Raw genomic sequence first — 13,274 nt, 5'->3', positions numbered from 1 at the left:
TCAGTGGATCGCCGGATCATCGGCCGGCGGATCGCCGGCACCGAACGCCCGCCCCAGCGCAGCCATCAGCGCCTCGTAGCGCGGCCCGGCCTCGGCCGGGGCGAAGTGGCCGGCGAGCTCCAGGCTCACCGCGCCGTGCGTAGCCGCCCAGAAGATCTTGGAGACCTCGTGGGCGCCCCCGGGCCGGAAGACCCCGGCCGCCATGCACGCGTCCACGGCGACCACGGAGGCGCCGAACGCGCCCTCGGCCATGGCCAAGGCCTCGTCACTGGGCCGGAATTCGGGCACCGGCTGCTCGAACATCACCCGGTAGTAGGCGGGTTCGGCGATCGCACGCTCCCGGTAGGCCCGACCGAGTGCGGCCAGGTACGCCAACGGGTCGTCCCCGCGCGGGACTTGCTCCTGCGCGCGGCGCAGCCGTGCGAAGCCCTCGCGATACAGCGCGTCGAGCAGCCCCTCCTTCCCGCCGAACATCGTGTACAGCACCTTGGTCGAGGAGCCGATCTCGGCGGCGATCCGGCGCACGGTCAGCGCGGCGGGGCCTTCGGCGACGAGGAGGGCGATGGCGCGGTCGAGGATCACGGCGCGTACGGCGTCCTGGCCGGCCCGCTGCGCGTCCTGGTAGGGCGTGCTCATGAGCAACAACGTAACCCATCGGAAACAGTGTTACCACCCTTTCACGCCAACCGACTTGCCACTCCTTCCTCGCCCCTCGGCTGCACTGTCACGCTCCACCGCCGAGGGGAGTCACCGATGAGCAACTCCACCTGCCACGCCACCGACCAGACCCGACCCGACCGCATCGAAGCCCGCCACCCCCGGCCGACGCACACCGGCGGACCCGGAGCCGAGCGGCGCCGGAGCGCCCCCCAGCGTCGGCCCGACGATCCACCCGCCGCGTCAACCGCCGCCATCCACACGCAAGTTGCTGCCGTAGAAGGGTCGGCACCGCAGCACCCCCCCGCTCTTCACGTCTTCGCCACCACCCGCGCACAACGCCGCGCCGAGGCTCCCGTGGCCGTGATCGGGCGAGCAACAGCGGCGGTGATCTCCCTCGCGATCCTGCTCGTCCCGGCGGCGGTCACACCCGGCGGCGAACGGCCGCCCGAGGTCGGGGCGGGCTGGTGGGAGGTCTCGGCGAACGCCGCCAATGTCCGGATCGACCACGTCGGCGGCGACACCGTCATCGGACTCGCCCGCTCCGGCGACGTCGTGGAGATCGTGGACACCTGGACCTCACCGCTCGGTGCCCACTGGGCCAAGGTCATGGTCGTGCGCACCCGGATCACCGGCTGGGTCCTGTGGCCCCTGCTCACGCACCGCGACCCGCCACCGGAACCGTAGAATCCACCTGTACACATCAGGAAGGATCTCGCGTGTTCCGAGCGCACCACCCGCGCACCCCAGAACTGACCCCGCGACAGGGGAACGGGCCGGTCAACGGCGTCGCCCTGCTGCTGCCCGGCGGATTCATCCGAAGCCGACTCGGGCCACTGAAGGTCGCCGAGCTGGGTCTACGGGAACTCGCCACCGAACTCACCGACCGCGGCCGCCCGCACGGCCTCGCCGTCCACCTGCTGCGCTACCGCTACAGCGGCTGGAACGGCGACGCCGCCGACACCGCCGTCGACACCCGCTGGGCGCTCGACGAACTCGCCCGACGGTACGAGGGCGCGCCGGTTGTCCTGATCGGCAACTCGCTCGGCGGCCGCGCCGCCTTCCGGTGCGCCGGACACCCCTCCGTCGTCGGCGTCGCCGGGATCGCCCCCTGGCTGCCCAGCGGCGACCCGGTCGACCAACTCGCCGGCCGGCGGGTACTGATCGTCCACGGCACCGGCGACCACAGCGCGGCCAACGCCACCCAGTCCCTGGAGTACGCGCTGCGCGCCCGGCAGGTCGTCCCGGACCTCGCCCGCTACGAGATCCCCGGCGGCAACCACTACCTCCTCCGCGAGACCCGCGACATCAGCGCACTCACCACCGCCTTCACCCTCGCCACCCTGAACGCCGAACCCGCGGCGCTCGCCACCGGCGCCGTCCGCACCCGACTCCCGGCACGGATGTAGCACGCCCGAACTCCCCGGTCAGCGCGGCACCTTGTCCCCACCGACTGGTCCCCACCGACCGGACGTCGACGGCTGACGCCCCCGTCCGCGGCGAGGGCCACCTCAGCTACGACCTCTCCGCGCGGGCCGCCTTCACCTTCCGCTTCCTCGACGCGAGCGAGGCCGAGGAGGACATCCTGGCGGCCACCGAGCGGGCCGAGCAGACGGCGCAGAGCCGGCTGGCCGAGCGCGGCTACGGCTTCAAGAACCTCCGTTCCCAGTCCGAGGACCTCGGCCGCCTGTCCACCCTGCTCACCCGCCTCGGCGGCACCGCCCCCGGCCGACTCGGCTGAGCACCACCACCCCCGACGCCCGGCACCTCCGACACCCGGCACCCACGGTCCCCCGGCACCCATGCCCCGCCGGACCCAGCGCCCGACCCGCGCCCTAGGCTGAGCCCGCACCACCGCACGACCACCCCGCGAAGGGCAGCGCCATGACCCAGACCCCCGTCACCACCCCCGACCTCACCATCGACGGCACCGGTCTGCTCTGCGTCCAGCTCCTGCTCCGCCTGCGCGCCCGGATCGCGCACCTCCCGGCCGGCGCGGTGGTCCACATCCACACCACCGACCCCGCCGCCCCGCTCGACCTGCCCGCCTGGTGCCACCTGACCGGCCACGACTACCTCGGCCCGGTCCCGTACGAGGCCACCGACCGCGAGGTGTACGGGCTGCGCCTCACCTCCGCCCCGGTCCGAACCCGCCCCGACCGCCCCTGGCACCCGGCCCCCACCACCGACTGATTTACCGACCCGGCGCCCGCCCCTCCGCCGGAAGACCCCGCGCGCCCACCCCCACCTGGCAACGGGGCCGAGAACGGCTCACACCCGACTTCCCTCCGCCACCCGGTGTGCCACGATGAGGAATGCCGAACAGCCGAGAACCACAGGGAGGTTGACCATCATGGACCTGACCCTCCACTGCCACTGGCGTGACCAGGACGGCCAGTGGGCACTGACCGTCAGCCACAACGGCCGCGAGTGGGAGCTGTTCGCCGCCGGCCCCTTCGGGTCCGAGTCGCTCCCGTTCGCGAACCCGGACGAGGTCCGCCGGCTCGCCCAGGCCCTGCTGGACCTGCCCGCCGAACCGGAGCCCTACGAGTTCGAGTGGGAGCTCTCCCGGACCGAGGTCGCGCGGACGGGGCGGGAACACACCTGCTTCGCGACCTTCGCCGTCGGGCTCGACCCCAGCGACGACCACCGCCCGTACCTCGCCTTCCAGTCCTACTTCCACTGGGACCAGACGACCGCGCTCGGCATGGAAGTGATCTGCGAGGACCCGCCGGTCGACGACCTCCGCGCCCAGGCCCACGCCTTCCTCACCGGGTTCCCCGGCCCCGCGCACCGCCAGCCGTAGCCACCGCGCCCGCGCCACCCCTACCGCTTCAGGCCACGGCGCGCCGCACCCAGTCCACCTCAAACGCCCAACTCTCCGGCGCTGCCCACCCGTTGACCACCGTTACGGGAGATGCAAGCGGCCACTCGCGACGAGGCACGAGCGGCCGCCACGATCAGCCCGTCCGCCCGAGCTCCCGCCCGAGCCGTCCGTCCGATCCGCCTGTCCGAGCCCTCGCTCAGGCCGTCCGGCGCAGCAGCGCCAGGTACATCGCGTCCGTCCCGTGCAGGTGCGGCCAGAGCTGCACGTCCGGCCCGTCCCCGAGCGCCGGGACGCCGGGCAGCAGCGGGCGCGCGTCGATCCACTCGACCCGGCCGCCTTCGGTCCGCAGCACGTCGTCGACGACCGCCCGGGTCTCCGCCAGGTGCGGCGAGCAGGTCGCGTAGCCGATCACGCCACCGATCCGGGTGGCATCGATCGCCGAGCGCAGCAGGTCCCGCTGGAGCGGCCTGAACGCGGCCACATCGGCGGGCCGGCGCCGCCAGCGTGCCTCCGGGCGGCGCCGCAGCGCACCGAGGCCTGAGCACGGCACGTCGACCAGCACCCGGTCGAAGCTGTCCGCCTGCCAGGCCGGACGGGTCCCGTCCGCCGCGATCACCGTGTACGGACCGGGGTTGCCCTGCAGTGCCCGCGCCACCAGCCGGGCCCGGTGCGGCTGCTTCTCGCTCGCGACCAGCGCCGCCCCGCGTTCGGCGGCCAGTGCGCCGAGCAGCGCGGCCTTGCCGCCGGGGCCCGCGCAGCCGTCCAGCCAGATCCGGTCGGGGCCGTCGAGCGGGGCGGCGGCGAGGGCGAGCGCGACCAGCTGGCTGCCCTCGTCCTGGACGCCCGCCCGGTTGTCCTGCACCGCCTCGACCGAGCCGGGGTCGCCGCCCTCGGCGAGCCGCAGCGCGAACGGCGACCAGCGCCCCGGCTCGGCTTCGGGCAGGGCCTCGGCCAGCTCGCCGACGGTGGCCCGGCCGGGGCGGGCGACCAGGGTGACCTCGGGCCGCTCGTTGTCGGCCCGCAGGAGCTCTTCGATCGCGCCGCGCCCGGAGGCGTCCGGCTGCCAGCGGCCGAGCGAGTCCCAGAGCGCGGAGACCACCCAGCGCGGGTGCGAGTGGACGACCGCCAGGTGGTCCTCGGCGTCCTTGTCGTACGGCGGGGCGACCTTCTCGATCCAGGTGTCCAGGTCGTGGGCGCTGATCCGGCGCAGCACGGCGTTGACGAACTTCGCCTTGCCGTCGCCGAGCACCACCCGGGCGAGCTCGACGGTCGCCGAGACGGCCGCGTGGCTGGGGATCCGGGTGGTGAGCAGCTGGTGGGCGCCGAGCGAGAGCACGTCCAGCACCGGCGGGTCGACCTTGCTGAGCGGCCGGTCGATGCAGGCGGCGATGACCGCGTCGTAGGTGCCCTGCAGGCGCAGGGTGCCGTAGACGAGTTCGGTGGCCAGGGCGGCGTCGCGCCGGTCCATGCCCTTCTGCTCGGCTTCGCGGAGCAGGGAGGGCAGGATCAGGTTGGCGTACGCGTCGCGCTCGTCGACGGCGCGCAGCGCGCGGAACGCGACGATCCGGGCCGGGTCCTTCTTCGGGCGACGGTGCGGGCGGGGGGCGCGCTTGGCGCTGGGGGTGGTCACAAGTGCCTCAAAGTGCTGCGGTGGTTATCACGCCAACGATATCCCTCCTGGGAGGGCCCGATCGAACGCCAGGTGCGAACGCCAGGGCCCGGTGCCCGGAACCAGACCGGCTCCGGGCGCCGAGCCCCTTCCCGGACGGCTCGTCACGCGCTCTCGCAGAGCGCGAACGCCGTCGCCCCGCCGGCTCCGGTCGCCTCGGCCAGCCAGGTGTCGGCATCGCTGGTCGAGGGGGCGTTGAGCGTCACGAGCACCGGTAGGGGCGTGTTCGTGGCGGGGTCGATCGGGACGCTCCCCAGGTCGAAGCCGCCACCGATCAGATGGGTGCCCTGAGGGCAGGTCGCGTGGGACTGCGAGCCGGCGGCGGCCTGGTCGCCTTGGACCACCGTGGTGGTCACGGCGCCGACCGGAGGAGCGGTCGCGAGTCCGTAGGTCGCGGTCACCAGCAGTGCACCGGCCACGGCGGTCCAGGTGCGCGGGCTCGTCCAGGTGAGTCGGGCCATGGGATCAGCCTTCCTGGTGAGGGATCCCCCACTCGGACCAAGGTAGGCCCACCCGCAGCGGCTCGCGCGGCGAGCCGACCCGCTCCCGGACCGTCCCGAACGCTCGGCCCGCCGAGCCCGTCGGCCCTCGGAGCCTGTCAGCTCTCGGAGCCCGTCGGCCCTCGGAGCCCGTCAGCCCCCGGAGCCCGTCAGCTCTCGGAGCCGCCGGACGGGAGGCCGAACCGCTCCCCCGCCTCCAGCCGGGCGCCGCGGGCCCAGTCCGCCGCCCGCATCTCCTTCTTGCCCTGCGGACGGACCTCTCCCAGCTCGACGTCGTGACTGCCGGTCCCGACCCGCACGCTGTTCTTGCCGACCATCGCCACCTGACCGGGCGCCAGTTCGGCCGACTCCGGCAGCAGCTTCACCGGTCCGGTGACCTTCAGCCGCTCGCCGCGGAACTCGGTCCACGCTCCCGGCGCCGGCGCGCAGCCGCGCACCACGCGGTCGACGCGCAGCGCGGGGTGGTTCCAGTCGATCCGCGCGTCCTCGACGCTGATCTTCGGCGCGAGCGTGATGCCTTCGCCCGGCTGCGGCACGGCGTGCAGGGAGCCGTCCTCGATGCCGTCCATGGTGGCCGCGAGCAGTCGCGCGCCGGAGTGCGAGAGCCGGGTGAGCAGTTCGCCGCTGGTGTCGGCCGGGCGGATCTCCTCGGTGATCACGCCGTAGACCGGGCCGGAGTCCAGGCCCTGCTCGATCAGGAAGGTGGACGCGCCGGTGACCTCGTCGCCGGCCAGCACCGCGTGCTGGACCGGGGCCGCGCCGCGCCAGGCGGGCAGCAGCGAGAAGTGCAGGTTGACCCAGCCGTGCTTGGGGATCTCCAGGGTGCCGGGGCGCAGCAACGCGCCGTAGGCGACCACCGGGCAGCAGTCGGGGGCGAGTTCGGTGAGCCGGGCGACGAACTCCGGGTCGCTGGGCTTCGCCGGCTTGAGGACCTCGATCCCGGCCTCCTCGGCGCGCTGGGCGACGGGGCTGGCGACCAGCTTGCGCCCGCGCCCGGCGGGGGCGTCGGGGCGGGTGACCACCGCGACGACCTCGTGCCGGCCGGAGGCGAGCAGGGCGTCCAGGGCGGGAACGGCGACCTCGGGGGTGCCGGCGAAGACGAGACGCATCAAGTGCCTTTCTGCAAAAGGGAGTTCGGGACGCCAGGGTGGTTCAGATCGCCGGGGTGGCTGAGGACCCCAGGATGGCTCAGGACCCCGGGGTGGCTCAGCGCGCCGCGCCGAAGGTGCTGTGCGGCGAGACCTTGACGACCGGCGCCGGCCCGCTGCCCCAGTCCGCCTCCCGGATCGCCTTCAGCGCGGCCTTGCGCTGCTCGCGGTCGAGTCGGTCGATGAAGATGATGCCGTCCAGGTGGTCGGTCTCGTGCTGGATGCACCGGGCTAGCAGTTGGGTGCCCTCCACCGTCACCGGGTCGCCGTACATGTTGAAGCCCTTGGCGACCACGCCGTACGCGCGCTTGGTGTCGTAGCGCAGGCCGGGCAGCGAGAGGCAGCCCTCTGGACCCTCCTGCTCGTCCTCGCTCAGCGACAGGTCCGGGTTGATCAGGTGCCCGGTGACACCGTCCACGTGGTACGTGAACACCCGCAGGGAGACGCCGAGTTGGGGCGCGGCGAGACCGGCGCCGGGGGCGTTCAGCATGGTTTCGGTGAGGTCGCCGACCAGGTTGCGCAGTTCCTTGTCGAACACGGTCACCGGCTTGGCGGTGGCCCGCAGGACAGGGTCTCCGAAGAGACGGATCGGCTGGATCGACACGGGGTACGGGCTCCTGTCCGTCGGGGTGTCGGAAGTCGGGGAGGGACTGCGGTCAACGGCTGTTCCCGCCAAGTCTATGCAACGCGCCTGCGCCGTCCCCCATGCCCTCGGAGCCGCCGGAACCGTCCTGGCATATCCCGACTCCGCCGACGGCGTTACCCCGGCCCCCGCTTCGGCGTTGGTCAAGAGAGATTGACCGGGGCCGGGCGCACGGGACACCGCGCCCCGGCCGAGCCGAACCGTACGGAAGGTGGCACGTAAGCCATGGCCGAGCAGATCAACCACGACGCCCGGGCGCGGGCGAGCCTTCACCTGCTGGTGCGGGACATCGAGCGGGTGAGGCGCCAGGTCGACGCGCTGCGGACGCTCACCGCCCAGCTGGGCAACGTCTACCGACCGCGCCGCCCCAGCACCTCGGCCGGCTTCGTGGTGTACGGGCGGGCGCCGGCACCGACCGTGCGCCTGGCCCAGGAGCTGCGGGAGAGCGTCGAGACCCTGGTGGCGGCGGCGGTGGAGTTCGACCGGGCGCTGGGCTTCTCCTGGGACTCGGTGGGCTCCGCCCTCGGGGTCACCAAGCAGGCCGTGCACCGCCGCTACGGCATGCGCCGCCCGACCAGCGAGCTGCTCGCCGCCAGCGGCGCCGTCCCGGGCCCCGGCCGCCCGGACCGCTCCGAGGACCTGCCCGCCGCCTCCACCGGCGGCCTGGCCGCGACCGTCCCGGCGGCCCGCCAGGGCGGCCTGGACCGCAGCAGCCTGGAACGCGCCGCCCTGGACCGCGGCGCGATGGACCGCGGCGCCCTCGACCGCACCTCCCTCGACCGCGCCCCCCTGGACCGCACCTCCCTCGACCGCAGCACCCTCGACCGTCCCCAGCCCGACCGCAGCCCGATCGACCGCAGCACCCCCGTCGACCGCACCGGCATCCCCCTGCGCGGCTGACCGCACACCACCCGAACGCCCGGCCACCCCGGGGCGGGGTGGCCCACTCACCCCGCCCCCAGCAGCCCCCTCTCCACCTGCCACGCCCCACCGACCCCTCAGCCGATGTCCGTCGGATCCACCCGCACCCGCACCGGCTCCGCCGTCCGCAGCGCGATCCGCGCGATCTGCGCCGCCTTGAGCGCCGCGGCCAGCGCCGACCCCTGCCCGGGCGACACCCGCAGCAGCGCGCGCTCCTGCTCCTCCCCCCGCAGTGCGGGCACCGGTACCGGCCCGAGCACGTCGGCCCCCTCCGGCAGCCTGATCAGCCCGAGCAGGTCGGCGACCGCCGCCGGGGTCCCGCTGATCGAGGCCATCCGCGACACCGGCGGGAAGTGCAGCTGCGCCCGTTCGTCCCGCTCCAGCCCGGCGTGGCCGAGCGGGTCCCAGCGCACCAGTGCCTGCACCGGACGGGCCGACGGCTCGGCGACCACGACGACCGTGCCGCCCTCCGTCGAGGAGCGCACCAGCGCGGCGGCCGCCAGCCAGAGCCGCAGGGTCTCCTCCCCCGCGCGCAGGTCGGGCCGGCTCAGCAGGGCCCACCCGTCCAGCAGCAGCGCCGCCCCGTACCCGCCGCCGCCCTCCACCACAGGCTCCGCGCCCGGTGTGGAGATCACCAGTGAGGGCTCGTCCGGCACGGTGACCAGCACCGAGTCCCGCCCGGAGGTGCGCACCGGGATCCGCGGGAAGGCCTTGCCCAGTTCCTCCGCGGTCCGCCGGGCGCCGATCACCTGGGCCCGGAGCCGGAACGACCCGCACTCGGGGCAGTGCCAGTCGTTCTCCGCCACCCCGCACCATCCGCAGCACAGCGGGGCGTCCGCCGAGGGCGCCTCCAACGGCCCTTCGCACCGCCGGCACCGCGCCGGGGTCCGGCAGCGCCCGCAGGCCAGCCGGGGCACGTAGCCGCGCCGGGGCACCTGGATGAGCACCGGGTGTCCGGCCGCCAGCGCCTCCCGGGCGGCTTCCCAGGCCACCGAGGGCAGCCGGGCGGCCTGCGCGGCCGCGTCGCGGTGCTGGTCCTGGTCGGTGACGGTGCGCACCCTCGGCGCGACCTGCCGCACCGTCTCCCGGTCGGCGACGAGCGGGCGCGCCCAGCCGGTGCTCACCAGCTGCGCGCCCTCGACGGTGACCGCGTGCCCGCCGAGCAGCACCGCCGCGCCCTCCTCGGCGGCGCGCAGCAGCGCCACCTCCCGGACGTGCGGGTGCGGGGCGCGCGGGTCGCTGTGGCTGCCGTCCCCGTCCGACCAGACGACGACCAGCCCGAGGTCGCGCACCGGCGCGAACATGGTGGCGCGGGTCCCGATGACGGCGTGTACCGAGCCGCGGCTCACCGCGAGCCAGCGCGTGTAGCGCTCGCGCGGGCCGAGGTCGGCTTCCAGGGCCACGTGCATCCCGGGGCCGAGCAGTTCGGTCAGCGCCTGGTCGACCCGGGCCACCGAGCGCCCGTCCGGCAGCACGACCAGCGCACCGCGCCCGCCGGCCAGCGTCGCCGCCACCGCCCGCGCGATCTCGTACGGCCAGCCGGGCCCGGGCAGGGCCGCCCACACCGCGCGCGGCGCGCCGCCGCTGGCCAGCGCGGCGAGGAGGTCGGGCCCGGCCGGGTAGCGCTGCCAGCCGCCGGGGGCCGGGGCCGCCGGGCGCGGCAGCGGCGGCGGCGAGGGCTCGGCCTCGGCCTTGGCGTGCCGGGGCGGGACGGCCAGCTGCAGCACGTCGGCGAGCGTCCCGGCGTACCGGTCGGCGACGGTCCGGCACAGCCGGAGCAACTGCGGGGTGAGCACGGGCTCGGGCGACAGCACCTGGGCGAGCGGGGCGAGCGGCCCGGGGAAGTCGCTCTTCTCCAGGCGGGCGACGATGAACCCGTCGTGCAGTTCCCCGCCCTCGCGCTGCCCCTTGACCACGCGTGCCCCGAACCGCACTCGCACCCGGACGCCCGGCTGGGCCTCCTCGGCCATGGCGGCAGGCACCTCGTAGTCGAAGAACTTGTCGATGGTGAGCACGCCCTTGTCCACCACGACCCGGGCCACCGGCAGGTGCTCGGCCCGCTTGGCCCCGCGCCAGCTGCGCGGCTTGGCCCGCTTGACCGTCTCCCGGATGAACGCCAGCTGCTCCGGCTCGGCGGCCCCGTTCTCCCCTGTGCTGCTCATCGCCACCAAGTACTACCAGGTCACACCGACACTGCGCACACCTCGGCAACGCGCACACACCGGCAGCGGGCACGAAAGCGGCGCCCGTCCCCCGTCGGGGGCGGGCGCCGCTTCGAGCGCTACGGACGTCAGTCCTGGACGGCGGCCTTCAGGGCGTCCACCCGGTCGGTGCGCTCCCAGGTGAAGTCCGGCAGCTCACGGCCGAAGTGGCCGTACGCGGCGGTCTGGGAGTAGATCGGGCGCAGCAGGTCCAGGTCGCGGATGATCGCGGCCGGACGCAGGTCGAAGACCTCGGAGACAGCCTTCTGGATGCTGAGGACCGGCACGGCCTCGGTGCCGAAGGTCTCCACGAAGAGGCCGACCGGCTCGGCCTTGCCGATCGCGTACGCGACCTGCACCTCGGCGCGGCGGGCGAGGCCGGCGGCGACGATGTTCTTCGCCACCCAGCGCATCGCGTACGCGGCCGAGCGGTCCACCTTGGACGGGTCCTTGCCGGAGAAGGCGCCGCCACCGTGGCGGGCCATGCCGCCGTAGGTGTCGATGATGATCTTGCGGCCGGTGAGGCCGGCGTCGCCCATCGGGCCGCCGATCTCGAAGCGTCCGGTCGGGTTGACCAGCAGGCGGTAGCCCTCGGTGGTCAGCTTGATGCCCTGCTCGGCCAGCGCCTTCAGCTCCGGCTCGACCACGAACTCGCGGATGTCCGGGGTGAGCAGCGACTCCAGGTCGATGTCGCTGGCGTGCTGGGTGGAGACGACCACGGTGTCGAGGCGGACGGCCTTGTCGCCGTCGTACTCGATGGTGACCTGGGTCTTGCCGTCGGGACGCAGGTACGGGATGGTCCCGTTCTTGCGGACATCGGTCAGCCGGCGCGAGAGGCGGTGGGCCAGGGTGATCGGCAGCGGCATGAGCTCGGGCGTCTCGTCGGACGCGTAGCCGAACATCAGGCCCTGGTCGCCGGCGCCCTGCTTGTCCAGGTCGTCCTCGTCACCCTCGACCCGAGCCTCGTACGCGGTGTCGACACCCTGCGCGATGTCGGGCGACTGGGCACCGATGGACACCGAGACGCCGCAGGAGGCGCCGTCGAAGCCCTTCTTGGAGCTGTCGTAGCCGATCTCCAGGATCTTGTCCCGGACGAGCTGGGCGATCGGCGCGTACGCCTTGGTGGTCACCTCGCCGGCCACGTGCACCTGGCCGGTGGTGATGAGCGTCTCCACGGCGACCCGGGAAGTCGGGTCCTCGCGCAGGAGAGCGTCAAGGATGGTGTCGCTGATCTGGTCAGCGATCTTGTCGGGGTGTCCCTCGGTGACGGACTCCGAGGTGAACAGGCGGCGAGACACAGCGCTCCCTGGGGTTGCAGCGGCTGCTGACTGAAGTTCCCGGGCGACCCGGGAACTCCGGAAAGACTTGATTCCTGGAGTCTAACCGTCTGCCTCCGTCGAACGTCACCCGCTCCAGGAATTCTCGAGCGTTCTGCAGCCTCTTCCGATCAGCTGCCGCTCGTTTCCAGCCTCTTTGCGACCAGGTCCCAGATCACGTCCGCGAGCGCTTCCTTCGGACCCACCGGAACGGGCGTCTCACTGCCGTCCGAGCCCAGGACGACGGCCTCGTTGACGTCCGTGCCGAAGGCCTTGCCGTTGCCCACCTCGTTGACGACGAGCAGGTCGCAGCCCTTGCGGGCGAGCTTGGCGCGGCCGTTGGCGAGCACGTCGTCGGTCTCCGCCGCGAAACCCACCACCAGTTGACCCGAACGGGGCCGGTGGGCCGACAGCTCGGCCAGGATGTCGGGGTTGCGGATCAGCGCGACCGGCGCCGGCTCGACCCCCTCGACCTTCTTGATCTTGCCGGTCGCGTACTCGGCGGGCCGGAAGTCCGCCACCGCCGCGGCCATCACCACGGCGTCCGCGTCCGCGACCGCCTTGAGCGCCGCCTCGCGCAGCTCGAGCGCGGTCGACACGTGCACCACGTCCACTCCGGCCGGGTCCGGCAGCTCGGCATTGGCCGAAAGCAGGGTCACCCGGGCCCCACGCGCCGCGGCCGTCACGGCCAGCGCGTAGCCCTGCTTGCCGGAGGAGCGGTTGCCCAGGTAGCGCACCGGGTCGAGCGGCTCCCGGGTGCCGCCGGCCGAGACCACCACGTGTCGGCCCGCGAGGTCGGTCGGCACCGCCCCGCCGCGGCGCAGCACGGCCCGGCAGGCGTCGAAGATCGCCGACGGCTCGGGCAGGCGTCCCTTGCCGGTGTCCTTGCCGGTGAGCCGGCCGACAGCCGGCTCCAGCACGATCACGCCCCGGCGGCGCAGCGTGGCGACGTTGTCCCGGGTGGCCGGGTGCTCCCACATCTCGGTGTGCATGGCGGGCGCCACGACGACCGGACAGCGGGCGGTGAGCAGCGTGTTGGTCAGCAGGTCGTCGGCGAGGCCGTGGGCGGCCTTGGCGATCAGGTCGGCGGTGGCCGGGGCGACCACGACCAGGTCGGCCTGCTGCCCGATCCGCACGTGCGGCACCTCGTGCACGCGCTCCCAGGTCTCGGTGGCGGCCGGGCGGCCGGACAGCGCGGCCCAGGTCGCCTCGCCGACGAAGTGCAGCGCCGCCTCGGTGGGCACCACGGTGACCTGGTGACCGGACTCGGTGAACCGGCGCAGCAGCTCGCACGCCTTGTACGCGGCGATCCCGCCGCTCACACCGAGGACCACACGGGGGGCGTCCGCACCAGCGTTCATTTACCCGGCCTTTCTCCGCATCGGGACCCGC

13 protein-coding genes and 1 pseudogene are annotated in these 13,274 nt (G+C 74.0%); 6 read left to right on the top strand and 8 right to left on the bottom strand.

Features of this window, described 5'->3' with window-relative positions; translation table 11 throughout:
- A complete protein-coding gene (locus ACZ52R_RS13895; RefSeq protein ID WP_465661861.1) occupies positions 1–636 on the bottom strand; it encodes a TetR/AcrR family transcriptional regulator in 636 nt (211 codons plus the stop codon).
- 408 nt (positions 637–1,044) lie between these two features.
- On the opposite strand from ACZ52R_RS13895, the gene ACZ52R_RS13890 reads away from it, so the two are divergent.
- The 5 genes and pseudogenes from ACZ52R_RS13890 (at position 1,045) to ACZ52R_RS13870 (ending at position 3,463) form a co-directional block, all read left to right on the top strand.
- Complete coding sequence (locus ACZ52R_RS13890) at positions 1,045–1,344, top strand: hypothetical protein (RefSeq protein ID WP_465617132.1); 300 nt, start codon at positions 1,045–1,047, stop codon at positions 1,342–1,344.
- A 32-nt stretch (positions 1,345–1,376) separates the two neighbouring features.
- On the top strand, positions 1,377–2,066 hold the full coding sequence (locus tag ACZ52R_RS13885) for an alpha/beta hydrolase (RefSeq protein WP_360507484.1): 690 nt from the start codon (positions 1,377–1,379) through the stop codon (positions 2,064–2,066).
- A 92-nt stretch (positions 2,067–2,158) separates the two neighbouring features.
- Positions 2,159–2,398: pseudogene (locus ACZ52R_RS13880) on the top strand (DUF6204 family protein); the annotation flags it as partial.
- A 143-nt stretch (positions 2,399–2,541) separates the two neighbouring features.
- Positions 2,542–2,850 (top strand): sulfurtransferase TusA family protein, encoded by a 309-nt coding sequence (locus tag ACZ52R_RS13875; protein WP_360507492.1) that lies wholly within the window; start codon positions 2,542–2,544, stop codon positions 2,848–2,850.
- A gap of 160 nt (positions 2,851–3,010) precedes the next feature.
- Entirely contained in the window at positions 3,011–3,463 is a 453-nt protein-coding gene (locus tag ACZ52R_RS13870) for a hypothetical protein (RefSeq protein WP_360507494.1), read from the top strand.
- Positions 3,464–3,680: 217 nt separating this feature from the next.
- On the opposite strand, the gene ACZ52R_RS13865 is transcribed toward ACZ52R_RS13870, so the two are convergent.
- The 4 genes from ACZ52R_RS13865 to def form a co-directional block, all read right to left on the bottom strand.
- Positions 3,681–5,114 (bottom strand): RsmB/NOP family class I SAM-dependent RNA methyltransferase, encoded by a 1,434-nt coding sequence (locus ACZ52R_RS13865; RefSeq protein ID WP_465753497.1) that lies wholly within the window; start codon positions 5,112–5,114, stop codon positions 3,681–3,683.
- 143 nt (positions 5,115–5,257) lie between these two features.
- The gene (locus ACZ52R_RS13860; protein ID WP_465617127.1) at positions 5,258–5,614 is read right to left on the bottom strand and encodes a hypothetical protein; all 357 of its coding nucleotides are present in this window, start codon (positions 5,612–5,614) and stop codon (positions 5,258–5,260) included.
- Between the two features lie 188 nt (positions 5,615–5,802).
- The gene (fmt, locus tag ACZ52R_RS13855) at positions 5,803–6,762 is read right to left on the bottom strand and encodes a methionyl-tRNA formyltransferase (protein WP_465617125.1); all 960 of its coding nucleotides are present in this window, start codon (positions 6,760–6,762) and stop codon (positions 5,803–5,805) included.
- Between the two features lie 97 nt (positions 6,763–6,859).
- Positions 6,860–7,405: a peptide deformylase gene (def, locus tag ACZ52R_RS13850; protein ID WP_465617124.1), complete on the bottom strand. Its 546-nt coding sequence runs from the start codon at positions 7,403–7,405 to the stop codon at positions 6,860–6,862.
- 264 nt (positions 7,406–7,669) lie between these two features.
- On the opposite strand from def, the gene ACZ52R_RS13845 reads away from it, so the two are divergent.
- Positions 7,670–8,344 carry a hypothetical protein gene (locus ACZ52R_RS13845; protein WP_465753496.1) on the top strand — a complete coding sequence of 225 codons (675 nt, stop codon included), beginning with the start codon at positions 7,670–7,672 and terminating at the stop codon, positions 8,342–8,344.
- 98 nt (positions 8,345–8,442) lie between these two features.
- Here ACZ52R_RS13845 and ACZ52R_RS13840 read toward each other — a convergent pair whose 3' ends face one another.
- The 3 genes from ACZ52R_RS13840 to coaBC all read right to left on the bottom strand — a co-directional run bounded on the left by ACZ52R_RS13840 (position 8,443) and on the right by coaBC (position 13,243).
- Positions 8,443–10,527: a primosomal protein N' gene (locus tag ACZ52R_RS13840; RefSeq protein ID WP_465753495.1), complete on the bottom strand. Its 2,085-nt coding sequence runs from the start codon at positions 10,525–10,527 to the stop codon at positions 8,443–8,445.
- 128 nt (positions 10,528–10,655) lie between these two features.
- Positions 10,656–11,864, bottom strand: coding sequence for a methionine adenosyltransferase (gene metK, locus ACZ52R_RS13835; RefSeq protein ID WP_360507516.1), 1,209 nt, complete (start codon positions 11,862–11,864; stop codon positions 10,656–10,658).
- A gap of 149 nt (positions 11,865–12,013) precedes the next feature.
- Positions 12,014–13,243, bottom strand: a complete 1,230-nt coding sequence (gene coaBC / locus ACZ52R_RS13830) for a bifunctional phosphopantothenoylcysteine decarboxylase/phosphopantothenate--cysteine ligase CoaBC (RefSeq protein WP_465753494.1) — start codon at positions 13,241–13,243, stop codon at positions 12,014–12,016.
- Positions 13,244–13,274: the final 31 nt, after the last annotated feature.

It is taken from the genome of Kitasatospora sp. NPDC034023, assembly GCF_055575795.1.
Note: the sequence above shows the minus strand (reverse complement) of the source record. Positions and strands in the feature narration are given on the sequence as shown.

Excerpts from the sequence above, each read along its gene's own strand:
- ACZ52R_RS13895 (WP_465661861.1), bottom strand. The coding sequence starts at position 636 with ATGAGCACGCCCTACCAGGACGCGCAGCGGGCCGGCCAGGACGCCGTA.
- ACZ52R_RS13875 (WP_360507492.1), top strand. The coding sequence starts at position 2,542 with ATGACCCAGACCCCCGTCACCACCCCCGACCTCACCATCGACGGCACC.
- ACZ52R_RS13870 (WP_360507494.1), top strand. The coding sequence starts at position 3,011 with ATGGACCTGACCCTCCACTGCCACTGGCGTGACCAGGACGGCCAGTGG.
- ACZ52R_RS13860 (WP_465617127.1), bottom strand. The coding sequence starts at position 5,614 with ATGGCCCGACTCACCTGGACGAGCCCGCGCACCTGGACCGCCGTGGCC.
- fmt (WP_465617125.1), bottom strand. The coding sequence starts at position 6,762 with ATGCGTCTCGTCTTCGCCGGCACCCCCGAGGTCGCCGTTCCCGCCCTG.
- ACZ52R_RS13845 (WP_465753496.1), top strand. The coding sequence starts at position 7,670 with ATGGCCGAGCAGATCAACCACGACGCCCGGGCGCGGGCGAGCCTTCAC.
- ACZ52R_RS13840 (WP_465753495.1), bottom strand. The coding sequence starts at position 10,527 with ATGAGCAGCACAGGGGAGAACGGGGCCGCCGAGCCGGAGCAGCTGGCG.
- coaBC (WP_465753494.1), bottom strand. The coding sequence starts at position 13,243 with ATGAACGCTGGTGCGGACGCCCCCCGTGTGGTCCTCGGTGTGAGCGGC.